The organism is Rhodanobacter denitrificans (assembly GCF_003335105.1).
GTDB lineage: Bacteria > Pseudomonadota > Gammaproteobacteria > Xanthomonadales > Rhodanobacteraceae > Rhodanobacter > Rhodanobacter denitrificans_A.
Genome location: NZ_QFWQ01000013.1, coordinates 1 through 25196 on the forward strand (window position 1 = coordinate 1; position 25196 = coordinate 25196).

Sequence of the window (25196 nt, forward strand, 5' to 3'; positions counted from 1 at the left end):
CGTGGAAACGGGGTAGAACCCCTGCCATATTCTGTCCGTTGAAGGCTAACGCTGGAGTTGAGCGGCGGCTGAGCCGTCCGCCTCGAACGACATGTTAGCGCTCACCAGCGGCAAGCCCCATAGCAAGCGACGCCAAGCCCAAATAGAAACTGCACGGCCAGGAGCATGCGTATAGCGAAGGTGTAGCGAATAAAGGTGCCCTGGGCGGCGGCATCTATGGCGAAGAGCCTGTGAGACTCAGGGAAGGTTGCCTCGATCTCTTTGAGCGCGGGAATAGTGAGATTGAGCAGTTGACGGCTCCGAGCATCCACGAGCGAGAAGACGACGGCGAGCAGAGCCGTAAACAGGCCGAGAAAGACCAGTAGTTTTGGGCTTAGACCGTGCTCTAGCGCTGTGAACACGCCGCCGTCGGCAAAGATGGAGAGAAGCACAAAGAAGTTGAAGCCCCTAAGGCGCTGCTCGGCGTTGAACTTGAAGTGATCCCAGACAAGATCTTTGCCGTCCATGTGGTCCCCTGTGAACGCAAACGCTGGAATTAAGCGGCGGCGGAGCCGTCCGCTTGGATGACTGGTTAGAGGGGTCAGCCGGAAAGCCAGAGGTTTGACGGATCGCACGAGTCGTGCGAACCAGGCCAGAAAAGCTGGCCACCTTGCTCAACGAAGTGACCTGCAATATCCGATAGGAGACGAAACGAAAGTAGTGCGGCTTGCCAAGAATCTATGCCCGTTATGTCGGGCAAGCGCTGCTTGATGCCTATGGCTTCGATGGGACATGACCATGAGACGTCGCTCGATTGATAGGCAGCGCCAACTCGCAACGTGAGAACGAATCGGGTGCCATCGGCGGCAACAGCGTCCAGAGTTCGTTCGGCGATCGGAGACTCCAAAGTGAAACCCTCTAACTTAAATTCGATTGTTGAATGAAGCCTAATCCCGCAGCCTAACCCGATAAAGCGGGCTACAGGTGCCGGAAACTTCCTACACAGATCAACGATTTCCCCTGCTCGCGCCGCCTATACCTGCAGCCTAATCCTGCAGCCTTTCCCCCCGAGGCGGCGGCCATGCAGCGATCCTCTCACTGGGAGCCGGTACCGGCAAGCGCGGTCGATGGTGGTACCCCTGCGCGACCGCGGCTACTCGACGAGATGCGTGCGCGCATGCATCGCCTGGGTCTCTCCCTGCGCACGGAGGAGGCTTATGTCGGCTGGGTACGGCGTTTCATCCTTGCCAATGGCAAGCGGCATCCGCGCGAGATGGGCGCGCCCGAGGTCGAGGCGTTCCTGACCGGACTGGCGACGCACGGGCAGGTGGCCGCTTCTACGCAGAACCAGGCGCTGGCCGCGCTGCTGTTCCTGTATCGCGAGGTGCTGGGGATCGAGTTGCCGTGGCTGGACAACATTCGTCGCGCGAAGAAGCCGGAACGCCTGCCGACCGTGCTGACGCGCGAGGAAGTGGCGGGGATGCTGGGGCAGATGAGCGGCGTGACCTGGCTGATGGCGGGTCTGCTGTACGGCGCCGGCCTGCGCCTGATGGAGTGCGTGCGGTTGCGCGTGCAGGACGTGGATTTCGCGCGACGCGAGATCGTGGTGCGCCAGGGCAAGGGTGGCAAGGACCGGCGCACGATGCTGCCGGTGCTGGTGGCCGAGGCGCTGCAGGGCCAGCTGGCCGAGGCGCGCCGGCTGCATGAGCGTGACCTGGCCGCCGGCTTCGGGGCGGTATGGCTGCCGCATGCGCTGGAGCGCAAATACCCGAACGCTGCGCGGGAATGGGTCTGGCAGTACGTATTTCCGGCCAGCACGCGCAGCCTCGATCCGCGCAGCGGCGTCGAGCGGCGGCATCATCTGGACGAGACCGTGCTGCAGCGTGCGGTGAAGGCGGCGGTGCGGCGGGCGGGCATCGCCAAGCCGGCCACGTGCCACACCCTGCGCCACTCCTTCGCCACTCACCTGCTGGAGGCAGGGTCGGACATACGCACGGTGCAGGAGCTGCTTGGCCACAAGGATGTATCCACCACCCAGATCTCCACGTGCTCAACCGCGGCGGCCACGGCGTGCTCAGCCCGCTGGATCGTTGAGGGCAGGGTCACGCGCATCGCCGCGGCCGGTTCTAGGTGCGGCGCGGCCAGTTCAACTCCACGCTGTGCTCCGCCCCGTCGTCGGCGAGCGGGATGCGGCCGTCGGCCTGCGCTTCGCCATCCAGCCACAGCGTGCTCGGGGTGCCGGCGTCGCTCTGGCGCAGGCGGATCCGGTAGAGCGTGTCGTGGTGGCGGTAGTCGACGGAAAAGCCTTCCCATTCCGGCGGCAGCACCGGCGCGAAGCGCAGCTTGCCGGCTTCCAGGCGCACGCCGAGCAGCGACTCCACGATCAGCCGGTACATCCAGCCGGCGGAGCCGGTATACCAGCTCCAGCCGCCGCGGCCGGTGTGCGGGGCGACGGCGTAGACATCGGCGCTGACCACGTAGGGCTCGACCTTGTAGACGTCCATGCGCGCGGCGTCGGTGCCGTGGCTGACCGGGTTGATCATGCGCAGCAGTTCCCACGCACGCTCGCGGTCGCCGAGTTCGGCGAACGCCATCGTGGCCCAGATCGCCGCATGCGTGTACTGGCCGCCGTTCTCGCGCACGCCGGGCACGTAGCCCTTGATGTAGCCGGGGTCGAGCGCGGATTTGTCGAACGGCGGCGTCAGCAATTGCACCAGGCCGGCGTCGCGGCGCACCAGGTGGGTGTCCAGCGAGCCCATCGCCTGCAGTTGGCGTTCGGGCGAGCCGAGCCCGGACAGCACCGACCAGCTCTGCGCGATCGAGTCGATCCGGCATTCGTCGTTGCTGCTGGAGCCGAGCGGCGTGCCGTCGTCGAAGTAGGCGCGGCGGTACCAGGCGCCGTCCCAGCCGTGCTGCTCCAGCGCGGTGCGCAACTTGGCCACTTCGCCTTCGCAGCGTTGCGCGAACGCCTCGTCGTCGTGCAGCCGGGCCACCTCGGCGAAGCGGGTCAGCACCTCGCCGCTGAAGAAGCCCAGCCACACGCTCTCGCCGCGGCCCTGTTCGCCGACCCGGTTCATGCCGTCGTTCCAGTCGCCGCCGCCGATCAGCGGCAGGCCGTGCGCGCCGCGCTGCGCGAAGCTGTGTTCGATCGCGCGCACGTTGTGGCGGTACAGCGTCTCGTGCAGGCCGGAGGATTGCGGCAGGTCGTAGTACGACTCCTCGCCGGGGTGCAGGGCGCGGCCCTCGATGTAGCCGACGCGCTCGTCCAGCACGCCGCGGTCGCCGCTGGCCAGCACGTAGCGCGCGGTGGCCAGCGGCAGCCACAGGTAGTCGTCGGAGCAGGTGGTGCGCACACCGCGGTCCAGCGGCGGGTGCCACCAGTGCTGCACGTCGCCTTCGGCGAACTGGTGTGCGGCGCACAGCAGCAGCTGCGCGCGCGCCAGCGCGGGCGCGGCGTGGATCGTCGCCATCGAATCCTGCAGCTGGTCGCGGAAGCCGAACGCGCCGCCGGACTGGTAGTAGCCGCTGCGCGCCCACAGCCGGCAGGCGATGGTCTGGTACAGCAGCCAGCCGTTGGCGAGCACGTCGAGCGCGGGCTCCGGCGTGCGTACCTGCACCGCGCCGAGCACGCGGGCCCAGTGCGCACGCACCTTGTCCAGCGCGTCGGCGGCGCTGCCGCTGCCGCGGAAGCGCTGCACCAGCGCGCTGGCCTCGGCGGCGTCCCGGCCCAGGCCGAGGCGGAAGATCAGCTGACGCTGCTCTCCGTCGTCCAGCGTCACCATCGTCTGCAGCGCGGCGCACGGATCGTGGCCGGCGCCGAGCCGGCCGGACAGGTGGGCGCGTGCCAACCCGGCCGGCGCGCGCATGCTGCCGTTGCGGCCGAGGAATTCGCTGCGGTCGCCGTCGATGCCGCGCGCGGGGTCCTCCACGTCGAGGAACGCTACCCGGTTCGGGAACTCGCTGTTGTACGCGTTGCGCGCGAACAGCGCGCCGCTGGCCGGGTCCGACTCGGTGACCACGTGCATCGCGGTCTTCTCGCGCAGGTCGCCGAGCAGCCATTCGACGTAGCCGGTGACGCTGAGCCGGCGCGCCGCGCCGGAGTCGTTGCGCAGCTTCAGCACCGAGAACTTCACCGACGCATCCAGCGCCACGTAGATCCACAGCTCGGAGTGGATGCCGTCCTCGTGGTGCTCGAACACGCTGTAGCCGAAGCCGTGGCGGGTGATGTAGTTGCCGCTGCCGCCGCAGGGCAACGGGGTGGGCGACCACAGCTGGCCGGTTTCCTCGTCGCGCAGGTACAGCGCTTCGCCGCCGCCGTCGCCGACCGGATCGTTGTGCCACGGGGTGAGCCGGAACTCGTGCGCGTTCTCGCCCCAGGTATAGGCGCTGCCGCTGTCGGAGATCACCGTGCCGAACTGCGGGTTGGCCAGCACGTTGCACCACGGCGCGGGGGTGGCGCTGCCGGCGGTCTGGGTGATCACGTACTCGCGGCCGTCGGCGCTGAAGCCGCCGTGCGGATTGGCCAGCTGCAAGCCGCCCGCGGTGTCGGCGCCGAGCATGGCGCTGCCGATGCGCCGGGGCCGGCTCGGCTCGAAGCGCGGTGCATGCGTTTCCACGTGGCGGCGGTTGATCTGCTCGGCCAGGCTGCCGCGGCTGTCGCCGAGCACCATCCGCGCGCTGGCCAGCATCACCAGCCGGTCCTCGCCGGACAGCTGCTGCCCCGGGCGCACGAAGATGCCGCCGGGGCGGTCGAGCAGGCTGGCCTCGCTGCCGGAGGCGATCAGGCCCATGATCAGGTCGTGCAGCTCCTGCCGGTAGCCGGCGCGGTCCTCGTTCCAGATCACCAGGTCCACCGCCAGCCCCTTCAGCCGCCAGTACGCGTGCGCCTGCACCAGCTGGCGCACCAGCTCGATCCGCGACGGGCTGGCGATCTGCAGCAGCACGATCGGCAGGTCGCCGGAAACCGACTGGCCCCACAGCCCGGACTGGCCGCGCCGGTTGCCGCGCAGCAGCGCCGAGTCGGCGCGCAGGCTGGCATTGGGGTACAGGATGCCGGTGGCCATGTGTTCGTACAGCTGGGCGTCGGCGAGGCTGGCGTTGAGCTGGCGCAGCAGCACCTGGCTGTGGGTCCAGGCCAGGTCGAACACGCGGTCGGCGAGGTTGCGGTCGCGGTACTTGCCGATCAGCCGCAGGCAGTCGTCGCGCTGTTCGGCGAAGCCGGTGACGAAGTCGATGGTGGCGGTCTGCTCCGGCTCCAGCGTGATGCGGCAGCGGATCGCCACGATCGGGTCGAGCACCGCGCCGGCGCTGTTGGACAGCTGCGCCTGCTCGCGGTCGAGCATCTGCGGCTCGGCGGTGTCGCGACCGCGGCCGATGAAGCGCGCGCGATCGGTCTCGTAGGAAATCTGGCTGATGTCGGCATCGTGCACCGCCAGCAGGTGGAACAGCCACGGCGGCCGCTCGTCGGCGCTGCGCGGCCGCCGCGTGCACACGATCGCCTGCAGCGCCGGCAACAGCTCGGTCTGCACGAACAGCTTGCTGAAGGCGGGGTGCGCCGCATCGGCGGCCGGCGGCGCCAGCACCACCTCGGCGTAGCTGGTCAGCTCGATGGTGCGCCGGGTGCGGCCGCGGTTGGTGAGATGGGTGCGCCGCAGGCTGATGTCGTCTTCCGGCGACACCACGATCTCGGTGTGCGCGTCGAACTCGCGTTCGCGCACGCGGAACTCGGCGCGCGCGTCGGAGAAGATCGCTTCGTACAGCTCGGTCTTGCGCCGCGTAGGCTGGTAGGTGGTCGACCAGCAGTCGCCACTGGCGACGTCGCGCAGGTAGCAGAACATGCCCCAGCAGTCGCGCGTGATGTCCTCGTGCCAGCGGGTCAACGCCAGGTCGCCGCGGCGGACGTAGCCGCCGCCGGCGCTGCTCAGCATCACGTGGTAGCGGCCGTTGGAGAGCAGCTGCACCGCCGGTCGCGGGCGGTCCGGATCGGTGAACACGCGCAGCCGCGCCTCGACCGGTCGCGCCGCGCCCTCCGATTCGGGGAAGCCGGAGGCGTGCAGGTACTCGGCGGCGGTCTTCGGCACGCGCTCCTGCAGCAGCAGGCCGGTGGCCTGGAACTGCGGGTCGGCCTCGAAGCGCCGCTGCATCGGCCGGCCGAGCAGCGCGTGGCCCAGCGCCAGCAGGCTCATGCCCTGGTGGTGCGCCATGAACTGCCGCACCAGCGCCGAATCCTGTCCCAGCGGCAGCCGCGCCGGGGTGCAGTCGATCGCCTCGTACAGGCCGTAGCGGCCGCCGGCGCCGGCTTCGGCCAGCCGCTGCAGGTTCCGCGTCGCCGCCGCTGGCGCCACCATCAACGCCAGCGCGGTGGCGTACGGCGCGATCACCACGTCGTCGCCCAGTCCGCGCTTCAGGCCCAGTCCGGGCACGCCGAACGCGCGGTATTGGTAGGTGAAGTGCGCGTCCAGCATGTTGTAGCCGGATTCGGAAATGCCCCACGGCCGGCCGAGCTGGTTGCCGTACTCGATCTGCCGCGCCACCGCGGCGCGGCAGGTCTGGTCGAGCAGGGTACCCTCGTAGCTGGGCATCACCAGGTTCGGCATCAGGTATTCGAACATCGAGCCGGTCCACGACAGCAGCACCGGTTCGCCGCCCACGGTGGTGAGCAGGCGGCCCAGCGCGAACCAGTTGTCCTGCGGCAGCTGGCCCAGCGCGATGCCGACGAAACTGGCCAGCCGCGCCTCCGATGCCAGCAGGTCGTAGTAGCCGGCGTCGAGCCGGCGCTGGTCCGCGTTGTAGCCGATCGCCAGCAGGTCGCGCGCACTGTCGTACAGGAAGCGGAAATCCATCTCGGCCAGCTCGCCGGCCTGTTGCGCCAGCTGCTCGATCGCGGCGACGCGCTCGGCCGCGCGTTCGCGCACCGCGTCGGCGCCGGCCTCGGTCGGCCAGCACAGCGGCTCGATCCGGGCCAGCTGGCGCAGGACGGGGATGCGGCTGAAGCCGGCGTCGTCGTCGTCCGGCGGATCGAGTTCGAAGGCGAGCGCCTCGTCGACCAGCTGATCGGCCTGGCCGAGCAGCGCATCGAGCCAGAATGCCGCGTCGCCGCCGGGCTCGGGCGCGAGGATCGGCACCAGCGCGCGGGCGTGTCCGTCCAGCCGCTGCAACAGCGCCAGCGCGTCGCTGCTGCGGGTCGGCGGCACCTCCAGCGCGTCCTGCAGTGCCTGCTGCAACGGCCGCAGCGCGCGGGTGGCGTCTGCATCGAGCGCGTCCTGCAGCAGCGCCAGCGTGTCGCCCAGGCCATGCAGCACGCGCGGCTGGAACACCGGCTCGTCGACCAGCGCCAGCAGGCCCCGGCGCAGGGTCAGCAGGTGGCCGGCGAGGTTGCCGCTGTCCACCGCCGAGACATACAGCGGCGGCAGCGGCTGCAGGCTCTGCGTGTCGTACCAGTTGTAGAAGTGGCCGCGGTGGCGCGGCAGCTGCTGCATGGTGGCCAGGGTCAGCCGGGTGCGTTCGAGCAGGCGGCCGCCGTCGATGAAGCCGAAGTCGTGCGCGGCCAGGTTCGCCAGCAGCGCCATGCCGATGTTGGTGGGCGAGGTGCGGTGGGCGATCGCCGGGCCGGGCTGCTCCTGCAGGTTGTCCGGCGGCAGCCAGTGCTCGTCGGCGCCGACGTGGACCTCGAAGAACGCCCAGGTCTTTCGCGCCAGCGTGCGCAGGAAACGCCGCTGCGCCGCGCTGGGAGCGAACGTGTCGGGCGCGCGCGGCTGGCTGATCCACCAGGCGATCGCGGGCGAGCCCAGCCACAGCAGCAGGAACGGAACCGCCAGCCACAGCGCCATGGGGCGTTCGAGCGCCAGCACGATGCCGAGCAGGAGCGCCAGCGCCGGGCCGATGCCCATCAGCCGCCACAGCGCCGCCGGCGCACTGCCGCCGCGCCGCTCGACCTCGCCGGAGGCCCGCCACTGCAGCAGGTGGCGCCCGCTGACCGCCATCCGCCACAGCGTGCGCACGATTGCGTCGAGGTGGTACAGCGCCTCGTGCGGCAGCCAGGCCAGCCCCAGCGCCATCCGCGCAAGGTGCTGCATGCCGGTGCGGAAGCTGGCGCGCAGGTGCTGGTCGAGCTGCACCTCGCGCGGCTTCTGCACCAGTTCCAGCAGCGCCGACAGCAGCGCCGGCAGCAGCACCATCGAGAGCACCGCCAGCGTCCACGAGAACGCTGGCACGATCGCCAGCCAGCCGACCAGCAGCAGCGCCAGCACCGCCACCGGCACCAGGCTGCGGCGCAGGTTGTCGAGGATCTTCCAGCGCGACAGCGCAGTCAGCGCGTTACGGCGCCAGCCGTCGTGCGCGGTCGGCGCCCACGGCAGCAGCCACGGCAGCAGCTGCCAGTCGCCGCGGATCCAGCGGTGGCGGCGCTTCACGTCGTCGCCGTAGCGGGCCGGGTAACCTTCGAACAGCTCCACGTCGCAGAGCAGGCCCGAGCGCGCGTGGCAGCCTTCGACCAGGTCGTGGCTGAGGATGCGGTTCTCGGGGAAGCGGCCGTCCAGGGTGCGCTCGAACGGATCGATCGCGTAGATGCCCTTGCCGATGAACGAGCCTTCGCCGAACACGTCCTGGTACACGTCCGAGACCATCTGCGTGTAAGGGTCGATGCCGGCGTCGCTGCCGTACAGCTGCGCGTAGCGCGAGCGCGCGGTGCTGGGCAGGCTGATCCCGACGCGCGGTTGCAGGATCGCGTAGCCGCTGACCACACGGCGCCGTTCGGGGTCGTACACGGCGCGGTTGAGCGGGTGGTCGATGGTGCCCACGAACGCCTGCGCGGTGTCGCGCGGCAGCTCGGTGTCGGTGTCCAGGGTGATCACGTACTGCACCGGCGGGAGTCTGGCGATGTCGCCCACGACCAGCATGAAGCAGTGATGCCCGTTGCCGCGCAGCAGCGCGTTGAGGTCGGCCAGCTTGCCGCGCTTGCGCTCGTGGCCCATCCAGCACTGCTCGCCGGCGTTCCAGCGGCGTGGGCGGTGGAACAGGAAGAAGCGGTCGGCGCCGGCGCTGGCGTAGCGCTCGTTGAGCGCCTCGATACGCCGCCGCGCCAGCTGCAGCAGCGCATCGTCGCCGGGCAGCGATTCATGCTCCGCGTCGGCGAAGTCGGTGAGCAGGGCGAAGTGCAGGTGGTCGTCGCGGTTGCCGAGGAAGCGCACCTCCAGCGCCTCGACCAGGTTCTCCACGTCCTGTCTGGCGGCGATCAGGCTGGGCACCGCCACCAGCGTGCGCGCGCTGGCCGGGATGCCGTGCGCGTAGTTCATCCGCGGCAGCCGCCGCGGCGCGATCGTCAGCGTTGCCATCCAGTTGAGCAGGCTCAGGCCCAGCTGGCTGGCCAGCACGATCGCCGGCAGTGCGATCGCGACGACTGCCCACGTCGGCAGCGATCCGTGTGCGGCGACGACGACCAGCGGCCGCGCGAACGCGAACGTCAGCAGCGCCAGCAGGCCCAGGTAGATCGGCAGCGGCGCACGGTCGAAGCCGCGCCGCAGCCGTTCGCGCAGCCGCGGGCGGATGCCGAGGCGCTGCTCCAGCCGGGGCCGGCCGCGGTCGATCAGGTAGTAGCCCACGTGTGCGGACAGCGGCGCGGTGTCGTCGCGGACCTCGTCCCGGCCCAGCGCCTCGGCCGCCTCGGCCACTTCCAGCTCGGTCAGCCGGTGCTTTCGCGCGATCGCCTCCACCACGTGGCGGTAGCGGTCGCGGGTGGCGAAATCCATCGCCGCGTAGACGCCGGCAGGGTCCTCGCGCAGGCAGCGTTCGACCAGGCTGCAGCGCTCGACGAAGTCGCGCCAGTCGATCGCCGACAGCGTGCGCAGGCTGCCGATGCTGTTGCCGATCGAGACCTGGTTGGCGGCCTGCTGCTGCGCCTCCTGCTGCACCAGGTGCTCCACGCTCTGCCCCGACGCGGCCAGGCGCTGCTCGATCCAGCTCAGCGGCAGTGCCAGCGCCGGGCTCTGGCCCTGCAGCCGGCGCGCCATCTCGGCCACGAACGGGCCGTTCATAGGCGGGTCCGAGCGCGCCATGTCGGCCACCACCAGCACCACCGAGTTCGGGTCGCGTTCGGCGGTGGCGGTCATGTTTTCGGCCCAGCGCGCGCCCTTGCCGCGGCTGCGCCAGTCCGCCATCACCCGCGCGGCGACGCGGCGCAGGTTCTCGATCAGCGCCAGCCGCAGCATGATCGGGATCGCCCACAATTCGCCCAGGCTGAGCGGGGCCACGTCCTGATAGGCATCGACGAAGCGGCGCAGACTGTGCGTGTCGACCCGTCCATCGCCGTGCGAAATGATCTCCAGCGCGATGTCGTACACCCGCGGCAGGCCCGCCGAGGGGCCGTTCGCCAGCCGCGGCAGCTCGCGGCTGTAACCCTTGGGCAGGTGCCGCCGCGCGATGCGGATCTGCTCCTCGATCAGGTAGAAGTTGTCCAGCAGCCACTCGCCGGCAGGAGTGACCCGGCGCCGTTTGCGGGTCGCGCTGGTCAGCCGCTCGCAGGTGTGCGCGAGCACCGCCTCGTTGTCCGCCAGCCGTTCCAGCAGCAGATCCATGCTCGAGCGCGCGCTGAGCCGGTGCTGGCCCGCCAGCGCGCGGCCGTGCCGCTCCATCTGCTCGATGCTGAACAGTTCCGCGCGCAGCGCCGGCTCCTGTTCCGGGCGCGTGCGCGCGGCGGCGCGGCGGCGGCGGAACGCCTCCAGGCGTCGCAGCTTGAGCAGATCGAGCAGGTTGCCGATGTTCACAACGGTTTTCCTCGAGCCTCGCACCGGACCGGCCGCGAGGCGTCCATGCGGGCGGAGCGTCGGCGTGGTCCGTGGGGGAATGGCCATCGCCGCTGTGCCCGACCCTACGCGTCGGCATGTGAAGGGCGCGCACGCTAGGATGGATGCCCGACCTTCACCGGAGTCATGCCGTGCCGCTGCAGATTCGCGCCGCCACCCTCACCGACCTGCCCGCACTGGCCGCCTGGAACGCGGCGATGGCGTGGGAAACCGAACACCGGCGGCTCGACCCGGCGACGCTGGAACGCGGCGTGCGCGGCGTGTTCGAGCAGCCGCGGCGGGGCTTCTACCTGGTCGCCGAACACGATGGCGCCGCGGTCGGCTGCCTGCTGGTGACCTTCGAATGGAGCGACTGGCGTTGCGGCGATTTCTGGTGGATCCAGAGTGTTTACGTGCTGCCAGCGTCGCGCCGTGCCGGCGCGTTCCGCGCGCTGTACGCCGAGGTGGCGCGGCGCGCCGCCGCCGCCGGCGCGGTCGGCCTGCGCCTGTACGTGGAGACCGAAAACCAGCGGGCGCAGGCCACCTATGAAGGGCTCGGCATGCAGCGCTGCCACTATTTCATGTACGAGGCGCTGCTGGCGGAACCGGTTTCGTAGGGCGGGCACGGCCCGTCGCTCTGCATCATGGGACGGCGCGAGAGCCGGCGGGCGTTGCCCGCTCTACGGGTTCGTCACTGGGCGCGCTCGGCCAGCAGCAGCTCCTCGAACGCCGCCGCCGGCACCGCCGCGCCGAACAGGAAGCCCTGCAGCTGTGAACAGCCGGCGTGGCGCAGGAAGGCGGCCTGCTCGCGCGTCTCCACGCCTTCGGCGATCACCTGCTTGCCGAGGCTGCGCGCCATCGCGATGATCGCGCTGGTGATGGTGGCGGTGTCGCGGTCGCTGGCGAGGTCGCGCACGAACACGCGATCGATCTTCAGCGCGTCGATCGGAAAGTGCTTCAGGTACGACAGGCTGCAGTAGCCGGTGCCGAAGTCGTCCAGCGACAGCCGCACGCCGCGCCGCTTGATCCGCTGCAGCAGGCCGGTGGTGGCGTCGCCGCCGGACATCACCATGCGCTCGGTCAGTTCCAGCTCGAGCAGGCCGGCCTCCAGCCCGCTCTGTTCCAGCACTTCGTCGAGCCAGTGGTAGAACTCGGGATGCTGGAACTGCAGCGGCGACACGTTGACCGAGACCGGGATCGGCCGGCCCAGGTCGCGCCACCGCTGCGCCTGCAGGCAGGCCTGGCGCAGCACCCAGGCGCCGATCGGCAGGATCAGCCCGGAATCCTCGGCAACCGGCACGAACTGGTCCGGCGTGTACAGCTCGCGCCCGTCCACGTGCCAGCGCAGCAGCGCCTCGGCACCGACGATGCGCCCGCCGTGTGCTTTCACCTTGGGCTGGTAGTGCAGGTCCAGCTCGTGCTGCGAGAGCGCCTGGCGCAGCGCCGCTTCGATCCGCCGCCGCGCCCGCGCCCGCTCGTTCATCGACGCGGTGAAGAAGCGGTAGCCGTGCAGGCCCTGCGCCTTCACCGCCATCAGCGCGGTCTCCGCGTGCTGCAGCAGCGCGTCCGGCTCGATCGCGTCGTCGGGGTACACGCTGATGCCGATGCTCAGGTGCAGGCCCAGCTCGGCCACGCCTTCGACGCAGGTCTGTTCGCCGTGGTTGATCAGGGTCTGGCACAGGCTGGCCGCCTCGCCGACGCTGTCCAGGTGCGGCAGCACCACCACGAACTCGTCGCCGCCGTAGCGGCTGAGCAACTCGTCGCCGGGCAGGCAGCCGTGCAGCCGGGCGGCGAACGCGCGCAGCACGCGATCACCCACCGCATGGCCGTGCTGCTGGTTGACCTGCTTGAAGTTGTCGATGTCGATGTACAGCAGCGCGGCGCGCTGCTGGCGCCGGTTCGCGGTGGCGATCGCCTGGCCGACCTGCCCGTGCAACTGGTTGCGGTTGGGCAGCCCGGTGAGCGTGTCGTGCTGGGTCAGGTGGATCATCTTCAGCGCCAGCGCGCGGGTCTCGCTGACATCGTGGAACACCAGCACGCCGCCGATCACGTTGCCGGCGTGGTCGTGGATCGGCGCGGAGGAATCCTCCACCGGCGTGTCGAAGCCGTGGCGATGGCGCAGCAGGGCCTTGCCAGCCAGGTCGACGATGGTGTTCAGCTCGATCGCCCCGCGCAGCGGGTTGGCCACGGCGTGGCCGTGCCGGGCGTCGATCAGCTGGAAGATCTCCTCGATCGGCCGGCCCTGCGCCTCGGCACCGCCCCAGCCCGTCATCGCCTCGGCGATCGGGTTGAGCGAGGTGACGCGCAGCTGCAGGTCGGTGGTGATCACCGCGTCGCCGATCGAGCGCAGGGTCACCTCGGCCAGCTCGCGCTCGCGGTGCAGTGCGTCCTCGAACGCCTTGCGCTGGCTGATGTCCTGCACCTGCAGGACGAAGTACAGCGGCGCGCCCTGCCCGTCGCGCACCAGCGACACGCTGAGCAGGATGTGCACCACGCGCCCGTCCCGGTGGAAGTTGCGCTTCTCCAGCTGGTATGACTCGCGCTCGCCGGCGAGCAGCTGCGTCATCAGTTCCGCGTCGGCGGCCAGGTCGTCCGGATGGGTGACGCCGGCGATGTCCAGCGCCAGCAGCTCCTCCTCGCGGTAGCCGAGCATCTGGCACACCGCCGCGTTGACGCGCAGGAAGCGGCCGTCCGGGCGGGTCAGCGCCATGCCGATCGCGGCATGCTGGAACGCGCTGTAGAAGCGCTGCTCGCTCTCGTGCAGCTGCAGCTCCAGGCCGCGTCGCTCGGTGATGTCGACCAGCGCGGTGAAGATGCCGCGGACGCGGCCATCGGCGTCGAAGTCCGGCTGGAAGTTGCCGTGCGCGTAACGCCGCTCGTGGCCGTTGTACAGCTCGCCCTCGTAGCTGGCCATGTGGCCGGCGTAGGCACGCTCCAGCGCCGCGCCGGCCAGTTCGTGGTTGCGCCGGCCGACCACGTCGATCAAGCGCCGGCCGATCAGCCGCTGCGGGTCGATGCCGAGCCAGCGGCGATGGGTGTCGTTGGCGAAGCGGAAGCGCTGCTCGAGATCGAGATAGGCCAGCAGCGCGGGCGCGCCGCGCGAGACGTGCGCGGGCCACTCGAAATCATCCGGAAGCGATGGCAATACCTCGGCAGGCGTAGGCGGCCGCATGGTCATTCCGTCAGCATGGCGCCCCCCTCGGCGCGCCGCCATCATGCGCCGAGTTGATGCGCTTGCCCAGCCGTCGCCGGCGGGCATTCTTTCCCGCCTGCTCAGTGCAGGGCGGTCGCCGGTGCGCCGAGCCGGCCGGCGTCGTCCAGCACCACGCGGCCCAGCGCGTGCAGCTCGGCGGCGATCCCGTAGCGGTCCGCCAGCAGCGCCAGCAGCGGTCCCAGCGCCTGCGGCTGCAGCGGATAGCCGTGCGCCAGCGCGCGGGCATGGCCGCCGTCGCCGCGCTGCGCCACGGTAACCGCCACCACGCCGAGGCCGGGCGCTTCGTGCGCGAACAGTGCCGGCGGGTCGTAGCCGGGATCCACGGCGGCGAGGGTCTCCGCCAGGTAACCGCTGGCGGCTTCGCTCGCGCCTGCGCCGGGCGGCTGCAGCTGCAGCGGCAGCTGGTGTGCGTCGAGCAGCGCGGCGTACTGGCGAAGCTCGAACACGATGCCGGCGAAGTCGTGCGCGCGCTGCCTGATTCCGTCGGGGTCGAGCGCGCCAGCCTGTCCGGCCAGCCACTGCGAAGGCGACTGCGCCAGTACCTTGCCATCGGCATAGCGCAGGGCCAGCCCGCGCGCGCTCATCGTCGATTCTTCCTGGTGCGGCTGGAGCAGCGCCGCCTCCAGCAGCACCCACAGCGGCGCCAGGTTGACGTGCTCGTACTGCACGCAGGTCAGCGCGAGCAGGTCGTTGCGGCTGAAATAGCGCGCGTGCTCCAGCCGGATGCCGAGCGCGCGCATCAGCCAGTCGGCCGTGCGCGTGCCCATCTCGCCGCGGCCGACCAGCTGGACCTCCAGCTGCTCGGACAACTCCTCGGCCTGTTCCGCCGGTACCAGCAGGCTCATCGGCAGCAGCCGCATCGGGCCGTCGGCGTAGACCGCCGACGGTTCCAGCGACTGCGCCGGCATGTGCCCCTCGTGGGTGCCGAACGCGACCACGTTCTCCAGATGGCCGCGCGGCACGCGCCGGGCCAGCTCTTCCAGCGTGGTCCACACCGGGAAGCCCGGCCGCAGCAGCTCGACCTGGTCGAACAGCGCGGCGGCCAGCGCCAGCCGCGCGGCGTCGACCTGCGGCACCAGCCCGTGCAGGTCGGCGGCGACCAGTGCGGCCAGCTCGGCTGCCTCGTCGCGGGTGAAGGTCATCCGCGCCGCCGGCTCGCCCGCGACCGGTTCCAGTGCCAGCACGACTGGCAGGGCGAGCAGCGTTTTCGATTCCACGAGCGAGGGTCCGCAAGACATGAAGAGACCGGATTCTACCATTCAGCGATTTGGGCTTTCGCCGCGCGGCATGGCGGGTTAGCCTTGACAAACTTGAGTGGTGGACTGTCCTGAGCATGGAAAACACGCAAAAGCGCGTCGGGGTGATCGGCGGCGTGCGCATTCCGTTCTGCCGCAACAACACCGCCTACGCCGACGTCGGCAACTTCGGCATGTCGGTGAAAGTGCTCGGTGCGCTGGTCGAGCGCTTCGGCCTGCACGGGGTGGAGCTGGGCGAGGTGGCGATGGGCGCGGTGATCAAGCACTCGTCCGACTGGAACCTCGCGCGCGAGGCACTGCTGAGCTCCGGGCTGGCGCCGACCACGCCGGGCATCACCACGGCGCGCGCCTGCGGCACCTCGCTCGACAACACCATCATCATCGCCAACAAGATCGCCGCCGGACAGATCGAAGCCGGCATCGCCGGCGGTTCCGACACCACCTCCGACGTACCGATCGTCTACGGCGCCCGCCTGCGCAAGCGCCTGCTGGCGATGAATCGCGCGAAGACGCCGCTGGACAAGCTGAAGGTGGCGCTGCGCGGGTTCTCGCTCGGCGAGCTGAAGCCGTCGTTCCCCGGCGTGGCCGAGCCGCGCACCGGCAAGTCGATGGGCGACCACTGCGAGCAGATGGCGAAGGAGTGGCATATCGCCCGCGAGGCGCAGGACCAGCTGGCGCTGGACAGCCACCACAAGCTGGCCGCCGCGTACGATGCCGGCTTCTTCGAGGATCTGCTGGTGCCGTTCCGCGGCCTGCGGCGCGACGGCTTCCTGCGCCCGGATTCGAGCCTCGAGAAGCTGGCCGCGCTGAAGCCGGCGTTCGACAAGAGCTCCGGCCACGGCACGCTCACCGCCGGCAACTCCACCGGCTTGTCCGACGGCGCCGCCGCGGTGCTGCTGGGCAGCGATGCGTGGGCCGCGCAGCGCGGCCTGAAGGTGCAGGCGTACCTGCGCGATGCCGAGGTCGCCGCGGTGGACTTCGTGCACGGCGAGGGCCTGCTGATGGCGCCGACCATCGCGGTGCCGCGCATGCTGGCGCGCCACGGGCTGAGCCTGCAGGACTTCGACTACTACGAGATTCACGAGGCGTTCGCGGCGCAGGTGCTGTGCACGCTGCGCGCGTGGGAGTCCGCCGACTACTGCAAGCAGCGGCTCGGTCTGGACGCGCCGCTCGGCTCGATCGACCCGGCGAAGCTCAACGTGCACGGCTCCAGCCTCGCCGTGGGCCATCCATTCGCCGCCACCGGCGCACGGATCGTCGCGACGCTGGCGAAGCTGCTGGAACAGAGGGGCTCGGGCCGCGGCCTGATTTCGATCTGCACCGCCGGCGGCATGGGCGTCACCGCGATCCTCGAACGGTGATGGGCCGGCGGCTTCAGCCACGATTCGCCCTGGCGGGTGCATAAAGGCCGCCATGTTCCGCCTGCGCACCACCACCACCCTCAGCCTGCTCGCGCTGGCCGCCGGCGTCGCCGGTACCGGCTGGCTCAGCACGCAGACCGATGTCTGGCCCGGTCCGCCGGCGCGTTATACCGTGCAGGTCGACGCGCCGACCGCGCTGCGCGCCCGCCCTGCCCCGCACCGCGCGCGCGGCGCGCACGGCCCGACGCGCGTGGCGCAGGTGCGCCGGTCGCTGCCACCGGTGGTTGCCAGCGACGAGGCGCAGGCCGCCGTCGCCGCACCCGCACCGACACTGGTGCCGCTGGCGACGCCCGCCGATACCTCGCAGTCGTGGGACCAGTTGCATGGTCACCTCGACGGCCGCGTGCTGCTGCACGTCGACGTCGACGCCAGCGGCCGGGTCAGCGCCGCCAGCCTGGCCGAGTCCAGCGGCGACCCGATCCTCGACACGCACGCCCTGCGCAGCGTGCGCGGCTGGCGCTTCATGGTGCCGCCGGACCACCCGGACGGCCTCAGCGGCGAACTGCCGATGCGCTTTTCCTCGCGCGGCGATGGCATCGCGAAGCTGCCGTAGGGTTTTGTCCGGCCGCAGTGACGCGGACAGTTCGAGAGCAAGAGCTTTCTCCCTCCAAAGGAGGACGAGAGCTCTTTAGCTCTTGGACAGCGATCTTTCCGGAGTGAAAGGCGCGGCGAGCGAGCTCACAGCACGCCCTTGGCGCCCACTCCGAATGCGGTGACCAGCCGCGTGATGATCAGTTTCGACGAGAGCGCCACGTCGGGGAAATCGCCGACCGGTTCGTAACAGGCGTAGAAATTCGGGTCGGTGGCCCGCAGCGGCTGGCAGCCGGGTTTGAGGTCGTAGCTGGTGGCGTAGCGGAACGGCCACAGGTCGAACAGCGGCAACTGCTCGGAGATGCTGCCGATGGCCTGGTTGATGTCGGTGAGCACCGGCACCTTCGACTGCCGCGGCGCGATCACCCAGGCGTTTTCCGGCTGGGTGATCCGGGTGATGCTGAGGCGCAGCTGATCGGCGAACGCGTGGTCGTAGACAATCACCCCGGCCTCGGTGTTGTAGCGGTCCGAGCGTGGGTCGAAGTTGTGCGAGCCCACCATCGCGAACGTCCCGTCGACCACGATCGACTTCGCATGCAGGCCGAAGCGGTGGCCTTGGCTGTGCAGCGGCGCCGGCCGGTTGCCGCTGCCGCGGCTGCCGAGCAGGTGGAAGCGGGCGCGCCTGGCCTTGGCCGGGCTCGCGGTTTCCGGCGGCAGGCCGGTCATGTCGGTGTCGAGGTTGGCCAGCTCGTAATCTTCCATCGCGCTGGGCGCATGCGGCTTCATCTCGTGGATCTCGAAGCCGAACTTCTTCAGGTAGCGCTTGCGGTGCTTGTACGACATGGCGTAAACCGCGAACGCGTCGGTCGATGCCAGCGAATTGGTCGAGACGATCACCTGCGGCGGCTCGCCGAGCCGGTGCAGGCGCCGGAAGATGCTCTGGGCGCGACGGCTCATCACCAGGTATGGCGTCTGCAGCACCACCTGCTCCTTCGCCTCGCTGATCATGCGCATGATGTGGCGGGTGAACTCCAGCGCGCGCTGCTTGTCCGGCTTGTCGGTCTTCGATGGCAGGTCGCTGAAGTAGTCGACCTTGCCCACGCGCAGCGAAGGGTCGACCAGCCAGGCCTGCAGCCAGGCCGGATCCTCGGCCGCCTGCTGCACCTGGGCGACCCGCAGCGGCCGCCGATAGTGCGGCGCCGGCCATGTCGGCGGCGCACTGTCGGCAAGGATGCGGCGGTTGACGTCGCGCAGGTGGGTGAGCGGGATCGAGCGCCGATGGTTCCAGAACAGCGTGAAGCTGGCCGCCATCTGCGCCGCGGCGGGGCCGCCGACCATCACGTCGCGGTCGATGTAGTCGAATGCGTCATCCCAGTTGAAGTAGCGGTTCTGGTAGTTGCGGCCGCCGGTGATGCCGATGCGGTCGTCCACCAGCAGCAGCTTGTTGTGCATGCGCTGGTTGAACTGCATGAAGCAGCAGACGATGCCGGCGGCGAATTCCAGCGGCTGGGTACGTGCCTTGTGGAAGGTGGGGTTGTACAGCCGCACCTGAAGGTTCGGGCTGACCCGCGCCAGCCGGTCGAGCAGAGCCGGGTCGTTGAACGAGAACAGCTGGTCGGCCAGGATGCGCACCTGCACGCCGCGCCGCGCCGCCTGCACCAGTTCGTCCAGCATCAGCTGCCCGGCGTCGTCCTGGTCCCAGATGTAGGTCTGCACGTCGATCGACTGGCGCGCTGCCCGCACCAGGTTGATCCGTGCGGCCATCGCCGGCTCGCTGTCGTCGAGCAGGGTGACCACGTGCACCGGCTGCTGCGGCGTGGAGGCGGCCAGCGCCTCGGTGGCGGCGGCCAGCAGTGGCGAGGGGATCGCGCAATGGTCGGCCCGGTTGCAGCCGGCGCTGCGGTCGGCGCTGGCGGCGACGATCGCATCGGCCCGGCGGATCTGCGCGCGCGACACCGTGCAGCCCTGCAACAGCAGCAGCGCGAGCAGGAGCGGCAGGGCGAATCGGCGCAGGACGGGCATGCGGGGATGATACGGGGGATGTCTGTTGCGCCCGTGTCCATGGCGCGTCGACGGCCGATGCGCGCCGGTCAGGGCGACCAGAACGCGTCCAGCCGGGCGTTGCCCGGCTCCAGCGTGTCGCCCAGGTGCAGCACCGCCAGCGCACCCGGCGGCATGCCGCGGAATTCGTCGGAGCGGCCTTCCACCAGCAAGGCAACCAGTCGCTCGATGCCGGGATTGTGGCCGACCAGCAGCACCGTGCCGGCGTCGGCTTGCTGGTCGAGCAGCGCCAGCAGTTCGCCGGGCGAGGCGTCGTAGATTTCGTCGGCCGTCTGCGGCACCGGCGCGCCGTCGATCGCGGCCAGCGCCAGCCGGGTGGTCTCACCGGTACGCCGGGCGGGCGAGCAAAGCACGCGGTCCGGCCGCAAGCCATGGCTGGCCAGCCACAGCCCGGCAGCCTGCGCCTCCCGCTCGCCGCGTGTGCTGAGCGGCCGCTGGCGGTCGTCGCCGGCGGTGTCCATCGGCACGGCTTCGGCGTGTCGCAACAGGATCAGTTCGTGCATGGAGGACTCCGGGGGTGGGTTGGCGTGGCGCGCGACCGGCAGCGGGGCACGCCTCACGATGGCTGGCGCTTGATCCAGCGCAGCAGGGCCTTCCAGTCCTGCTGGTGGCTGCGGACCTGTTCGGACTGGTAGTCGAAGATGCCCTTGCCGAGGCCGGCGAGCAGCACGTAGGCCTGGCTGTCGCGCAACTGCGCGGCGATCGGGAACGGCGACTGTTCGGCGAGCCGGGCCAGCGCGTCCTGGCTGGCGTGGGTCCACGGCTTGAGCCGGTTGGCGACCAGCGCCACCGGCAGCTTGCCGCGGTGGATCCGGCGGATCGACTGCAGCTCGCCGAGGAAGCGCAGCGTGGCATCGAGGTCGAACGAAGAGGGCAACACCGGCACCAGCAGCACATCGGCCACGTCGATGTAAGGCTCCAGCTCGCGCTCGTCGGCGCCGGCGGGGGTGTCGATCAGCAACTGCTGGGTGTCCGCCGGTACCCGCTGCAGGTTGCGCCGGCCGCTGTCGAAGGCCAGCACGCCCGGCACGCTTTCGGGCCGCAGTTCGGCCCAGTGGAAGCTGGAGTGCTGCCGGTCGGCGTCGATGATCGCGGTGCGCTGCCCTGACTGGGCCCAATGCGACGCCAGTTGCGTCACCAGCGTGCTCTTGCCGCAACCACCCTTGCTGCTTGCCACCAGCGTCGTAAGCATCGGATCACCCCTGCCACGGAAGGTGGTCCAAGCCTAGCGGGCAAGGTGGGAAAGGGGAATGCCCTGCGCGGGAGTGCGTGGACGGGGAGCGAGAAACGGGATGGGAGCCTTGAGCGATGCGGCGCACGCTATCAAGGCCTTTCCCGAATCCCGAATTACTGCGCCTTGCGCGGCTGCCAGTCGGCGGGGGCTTCGGTGGGGATATTGCGGTCACGCAGGGCGGCCAGCAGCAGGCTCGCCTCGGTACCGCCGTTGCGGGCCAGCGCCAGCAGATGCTGGGCCAGCGCCGGTTCGTCCTGCGCCCGGGCCAGCAGCTGGTTGAAGTTCTGCACCTGCCAGACCAGCTGGCGCCGGGCGTCCCTGGCGTCCTGCTGCTGGGCCGGGTCCTCCGCCAGCACCTCGCGCAGGTGCAGGCCGAGCGAGCGGGCGAGCGGGCTGGAGCCCCATTCGAGGGTCTTGCCCAGCTTCAGGCAGTCGGCCCGGATCGAGGCGTCCTCACTGGCGTTTTCGCACAGCTTGGCGACCAGCGGCAGGCTCGGCTGCGGCTGGGTACCGGCCAGCCCGAAGACCAGTACGGCCTGCATGCCGGCCGTTCCGCCCGGATGCGCCGGGTCCAGCGTGGCGGGCGGCGGCGGCAGCACGCCGACCGCGTTGGCCAGCGCCTTCAGGCTGGCACCGGTGTAGTCGTCGTACAGCTTGCCGGCGGCCGCCTTGGCCAGGTCCGCGCGGGCCGCGTCCTGCTTCATGTCGTGCGCGTCGACACCGAGCTTGATCAGCCATACGGCGGCGTTGTCCGGTGCCTGGCCAAGCAGGTGTTCCAGCGCGGCGGTATTCGGGCAGGCATCGGCTTGCGCGTCGCAGTCGGCCAGTTGCGCCCAGAACAGCGCGGCATCGGCACCGTCGACCTGGGTGGCGCGCTCGATCAGTCGGTGGAAGCTGTTTTCCGGCGGCTGGTTGAACAGCGGCCGGGCCAGCAGGGCAGCGCCGAGCAGCCGTTGCGGGTCGTCGTTCGGCGCCAGCACGCTGACCAGGTCGCGCTGGAACGCGAGCTGGGCCTTGTCGCGGGCCTGGGTCGCCTTGTCCGGGGTGCGATGGCCCTTGTCGGCAGTGGCCTTGCCGGCGAATGCCGGTGCGGCGGCGAGCGACAGGGCGCAGGCCAGGGCGAGACAATGCCATCCACGCATCATGGGTCGGTTCCGCAATCGGGCAAAGCGCGCAGCATACCTCCCGCGGATTAAGCGCGGCTGATCCAGCGGCCGTCGAAGACTGATCGAAGCGGCAAGGCTTGCTAGGATGGGTTCCCCGGCGCAGGGCCGCGCCCCCACGATCATCGTTCGGGAGACGCGTAGTGGATCATCTGTCGACATTCGCCGACGGCGCACCCTGGTTCGTCGGCTGGGGCACGCTGGCCCTGATCAATGCCGCCCTGGCGCAGGGCAAGAACCGCAGCGGCCTGCTGTGGTTCTTGTTGTCGCTGCCATTCGGCCCGCTCGCCACCTTGTTGCTGGTGCTGCTGCCGAAGGTGCGTTCGAAAATGTTTTGAGGGTCGGGATTCAGGAAACGGGAGTCCGCCAAACCGGATCCCGCTACACCGCCGCTCTTTCGAATCCCCCAATCCTTGCTCTTATTCGCCCAGCGCCTCGCGCATGAATTCCGGCTGGGCCAGCGCGGCCTTGTGGATCTCGGCGTTGTAGTAGCGGGTGGCGAAGTTCTTGGCGCTGGCGCCGCGCTCGCGGAAGCCGGACAGGTCGCCGCCCTTGCGCGCCATGGTGCAGCTCCACCAGCCGGTGGGGTAGCACGGCTGCGGGAACGGCAGCGTCTTCACCGCGCTGAAGCCGGAGGTGCGCATCGCCGAGCGCATCGACTTGATCAGTTCAAGATGCGCCAGCGGCGATTCGCTTTGCTGCACCAGCAGGCCGCCGTGGCGCAATGCCTTGTGGCAGCTGGTGTAGAACGCGGCGTTGAACAGGCCTTCGGCCGGCCCGACCGGGTCGGTCGAGTCGACGATGATCAGGTCCAGCGAGTCGGGATCGGCCTCGGCCATGTACTTGATGCCGTCGATGAACAGCAACTCGGCGCGCGGGTCGCCGTTCGCCTCGCACAGCTCTGGGAAATACTGCTCGGCCAGGCGGGTGACGCGCTCGTCGATCTCCACCTGCACCGCATGCTCGACTTCCTCGTGCTTGAGCACTTCGCGCAGCGTGCCGCAGTCGCCGCCGCCGATGATCACCACGCGCTTGGCGCGCGCATGGGTGAACAGCGCCGGGTGGGTCATCATCTCGTGATAGAGGAAGTTGTCGCGGCTGGTCAGCATCACGCAGCCGTCGATCACCATCAGGTTGCCCCAGTCGGTGGTCTTGTGGATCTCGATGGTCTGGAACGGGGTTTTCTCCGCGTGCAGCAGCTGCTCGGTGCGGAAACCGATGGAGGAACCGGAAGCCTGGTGGGCCTCGGTGAACCAGTGGGCTTCGTTCGACGTGGACTGCTGCGACATGGGGGTGTTCCTGGCGAACCGGGTGGAAGGACAAAGACCGCCAATTGTAGCGGCAACGGCGGTGAACGTCCCGAGAGCCCCCGGCGGCGATTTGCGCATATCGTCACAACCGCCCATTACAATGGCGCCCCGGCATGGCCGGCGCAGCGCGCCGGCCGCCGACAAGCCCGATCGGCCCCGCGGCGTGCGAGGCTTCCGGTCGCTCGGGCTCGTGCTCGTGTAGAGCTGAAAGCGTCAAGGCTCGCCGCTGCGACGACATCATTCGTTTGCACGAGGAGCAACGCTGATGGCGAACCATTGGACTGTCGACACCGCCCGTCATACCTACGCCGTGCCGCACTGGGGCGATGGCTACGTGGACGTGGACGATGCCGGCGAGATCGTGATGCGCCCGCGCGGCGCGTACGGCCCGGCGCTGTCGCTGCCGCGGATCGTCGAGCGCGCCTGTGCCGAGGGCCTGCGGCTGCCGCTGCTGGTGCGTTTCCCGGACATCCTGGCCGACCGCCTGGCGCGGCTGCAGGGCGCGTTCGCCAAGGCGATCGGCGAGTGGCACTACGCCGGCGGTTACACCGCGATCTACCCGATCAAGGTGAACCAGCAGCGTGGCGTGGCTGGCGAGCTGGTCGCCGCCGGCAGCCACGGCTTCGGCCTGGAGGCGGGCTCCAAGCCTGAGCTGATGGCGGTGCTGGCGATGGCGCGGCCGGGTTCCATCGTGATCTGCAACGGCTACAAGGACCGCGAATACATCCGCCTGGCGCTGATCGGCACCAGGCTCGGCCTGCGCGTGCACATCGTGATCGAGAAGCTGTCCGAGCTGGACCACGTGTTCGCCGAGGCGAACACGCTGGGCGTGGAGCCATTGCTCGGCGTGCGCGTGCGGTTGGCCTCGATCGGCGCCGGCAAGTGGCAGAACACCGGTGGCGACAAGGGCAAGTTCGGCCTGTCGCCGAACCAGGTACTGACACTGATCGAGCGGCTTGACGCGGCCGGCCTCAAGCACACGTTGAAGCTGCAGCACTTCCACATGGGCTCGCAGATTTCCAACGTGCGCGACATCGCCAACGGCATGCGCGAGGCCACGCGCTATTTCGTCGAGCTGTGCCGGATGGGCGTGCCGCTGGAGATCGTCGACGTCGGCGGCGGCCTCGGCGTGGATTACGAAGGCTCGCGCTCGCGCAGCCACAACTCGATCAACTACTCGATCGAGCAATACGCCGCCACCATCGTGCAGTCGCTGGCCGAGGCGGTCGAAGCCGAAGGGCTGGCCGCGCCGCACATCCTCACCGAGGCGGGTCGCGCGATGACCGCGCACCACGCGGTGATGGTGGTCAACGTGACCGAGGTGGAGCCGGTGCCCGCCGGTGCGATCCCGCCGCCGTGCGCGGACGAGCCGGCGGTGCTGCGCCGGCTGCGCGAGACCTGGGAGGAACTGGACCGGCGCCCCGCGCTGGAACTGTTCCACGAAGCCCAGCACCACCTCAGCGAAGGCCAGACGCTGTACGCGCTGGGCCAGCTCGCGCTGGCCGACCGCGCGCGACTGGACGAGATGTACTACGCGATCGCCAACGCCGTGCGCACGCGCCTGCTGCCCGCCGAGCGCTCGCACCGGCAGGCGCTGGACGAGCTGGACGAGAAGCTGGTCGACAAGTACTTCGTCAACTTCTCGGTGTTCGAGTCGATCCCCGACGTATGGGCGATCGGGCAGATCTTCCCGATCGCGCCGATCGCCCGGCTGGACGAGCGGCCGGCGCGGCACGGCGTGATCGTCGACCTCACCTGCGACTCGGACGGCCGCATCGACCATTATGTCGACGCCGAGGGCGTCGACGTCAGCCTGCCGCTGCACGCGCTGCGGAATGGCGAAAGCTACCGGCTCGGCATCTTCATGGTCGGCGCCTACCAGGAGACGCTGGGCGACATCCACAACCTGTTCGGCGACACCGATGCGGTCAACGTGCGCGTGGACGGCGACAGCTTCACCTTCGCGCATATACGCCGCGGCGACACCACCGACCTCATGCTTGACTATGTCGGCTACGACCTCGAGGCGCTGCGCCGGAGCTACCGCGAGCGCATCGCCGGCGCGGGCGTGACCGGCGCCGAAGCCGCGCAGCTGTACGGCGCGCTCGATGGCGGGCTCACCGCGTACACCTACCTGGCCGAGGACGTGCGCTGATGGCATGACGGTGGCACGGGCCTGGCCCAAGGTCCGATGGCGGCGGTCGCGGCGGTGCCTACAATCCGGTGGACGGGCGCACTGACGTGGCCGC

Annotated in this window: 14 protein-coding genes and 1 pseudogene; 6 read left to right on the forward strand and 9 right to left on the reverse strand. The window is 69.9% G+C overall.

Going from position 1 to position 25196, the window contains the following annotated elements:
• Positions 1 to 101: 101 nt before the first annotated feature.
• A complete protein-coding gene (locus tag DEO45_RS16105) occupies positions 102 to 506 on the reverse strand; it encodes a hypothetical protein (protein WP_114345801.1) in 405 nt (134 codons plus the stop codon).
• Between the two features lie 638 nt (positions 507 to 1144).
• Between DEO45_RS16105 and DEO45_RS16110 the strand changes: the two are divergent.
• Positions 1145 to 2073 (forward strand): annotated as a pseudogene (locus DEO45_RS16110) (integron integrase).
• 32 nt (positions 2074 to 2105) lie between these two features.
• On the opposite strand, the gene DEO45_RS16115 reads toward DEO45_RS16110, so the two are convergent.
• Positions 2106 to 10739 carry a GH36-type glycosyl hydrolase domain-containing protein gene (locus DEO45_RS16115; RefSeq protein ID WP_114345803.1) on the reverse strand — a complete coding sequence of 2878 codons (8634 nt, stop codon included), beginning with the start codon at positions 10737 to 10739 and terminating at the stop codon, positions 2106 to 2108.
• 170 nt (positions 10740 to 10909) lie between these two features.
• Here DEO45_RS16115 and DEO45_RS16120 point away from each other — a divergent pair, with 170 nt between their 5' ends.
• Positions 10910 to 11374 (forward strand): GNAT family N-acetyltransferase, encoded by a 465-nt coding sequence (locus DEO45_RS16120; RefSeq protein WP_223250911.1) that lies wholly within the window; start codon positions 10910 to 10912, stop codon positions 11372 to 11374.
• Between the two features lie 74 nt (positions 11375 to 11448).
• Here the strand turns inward: DEO45_RS16120 and DEO45_RS16125 are convergent, their stop codons facing one another.
• Positions 11449 to 13929, reverse strand: coding sequence for a sensor domain-containing protein (locus DEO45_RS16125; RefSeq protein WP_114345869.1), 2481 nt, complete (start codon positions 13927 to 13929; stop codon positions 11449 to 11451).
• A 101-nt stretch (positions 13930 to 14030) separates the two neighbouring features.
• Positions 14031 to 15188, reverse strand: coding sequence for a hypothetical protein (locus tag DEO45_RS16130; protein ID WP_114345808.1), 1158 nt, complete (start codon positions 15186 to 15188; stop codon positions 14031 to 14033).
• 116 nt (positions 15189 to 15304) lie between these two features.
• Between DEO45_RS16130 and DEO45_RS16135 the strand changes: the two genes are divergently transcribed.
• Together DEO45_RS16135 and DEO45_RS16140 are read left to right on the forward strand one after the other, a co-directional pair.
• The gene (locus DEO45_RS16135; protein ID WP_114345810.1) at positions 15305 to 16588 is read left to right on the forward strand and encodes an acetyl-CoA C-acetyltransferase; all 1284 of its coding nucleotides are present in this window, start codon (positions 15305 to 15307) and stop codon (positions 16586 to 16588) included.
• Positions 16589 to 16640: 52 nt separating this feature from the next.
• A complete protein-coding gene (locus DEO45_RS16140; protein WP_114345812.1) occupies positions 16641 to 17201 on the forward strand; it encodes an energy transducer TonB family protein in 561 nt (186 codons plus the stop codon).
• Positions 17202 to 17326: 125 nt separating this feature from the next.
• Here DEO45_RS16140 and DEO45_RS16145 read toward each other — a convergent pair whose 3' ends face one another.
• The 4 genes from DEO45_RS16145 to DEO45_RS16160 all read right to left on the reverse strand — a co-directional run bounded on the left by DEO45_RS16145 (position 17327) and on the right by DEO45_RS16160 (position 21619).
• Positions 17327 to 19201, reverse strand: a complete 1875-nt coding sequence (locus DEO45_RS16145) for a phospholipase D-like domain-containing protein (protein WP_114345814.1) — start codon at positions 19199 to 19201, stop codon at positions 17327 to 17329.
• A 68-nt stretch (positions 19202 to 19269) separates the two neighbouring features.
• Entirely contained in the window at positions 19270 to 19743 is a 474-nt protein-coding gene (locus tag DEO45_RS16150) for a SixA phosphatase family protein (protein ID WP_114345816.1), read from the reverse strand.
• 53 nt (positions 19744 to 19796) lie between these two features.
• Positions 19797 to 20432, reverse strand: coding sequence for a ParA family protein (locus DEO45_RS16155; RefSeq protein WP_114345818.1), 636 nt, complete (start codon positions 20430 to 20432; stop codon positions 19797 to 19799).
• Positions 20433 to 20587: 155 nt separating this feature from the next.
• Positions 20588 to 21619, reverse strand: a complete 1032-nt coding sequence (locus DEO45_RS16160; protein WP_114345820.1) for a hypothetical protein — start codon at positions 21617 to 21619, stop codon at positions 20588 to 20590.
• Positions 21620 to 21780: 161 nt separating this feature from the next.
• Here DEO45_RS16160 and DEO45_RS16165 point away from each other — a divergent pair, with 161 nt between their 5' ends.
• On the forward strand, positions 21781 to 21975 hold the full coding sequence (locus DEO45_RS16165) for an antitermination protein NusB (RefSeq protein ID WP_114345822.1): 195 nt from the start codon (positions 21781 to 21783) through the stop codon (positions 21973 to 21975).
• A gap of 81 nt (positions 21976 to 22056) precedes the next feature.
• Here the strand turns inward: DEO45_RS16165 and speE are convergent, their stop codons facing one another.
• A complete protein-coding gene (gene speE, locus DEO45_RS16170) occupies positions 22057 to 22926 on the reverse strand; it encodes a polyamine aminopropyltransferase (protein ID WP_114345824.1) in 870 nt (289 codons plus the stop codon).
• A gap of 286 nt (positions 22927 to 23212) precedes the next feature.
• Here speE and speA point away from each other — a divergent pair, with 286 nt between their 5' ends.
• Positions 23213 to 25102 carry an arginine decarboxylase gene (gene speA / locus DEO45_RS16175; RefSeq protein ID WP_114345826.1) on the forward strand — a complete coding sequence of 630 codons (1890 nt, stop codon included), beginning with the start codon at positions 23213 to 23215 and terminating at the stop codon, positions 25100 to 25102.
• Positions 25103 to 25196: the final 94 nt, after the last annotated feature.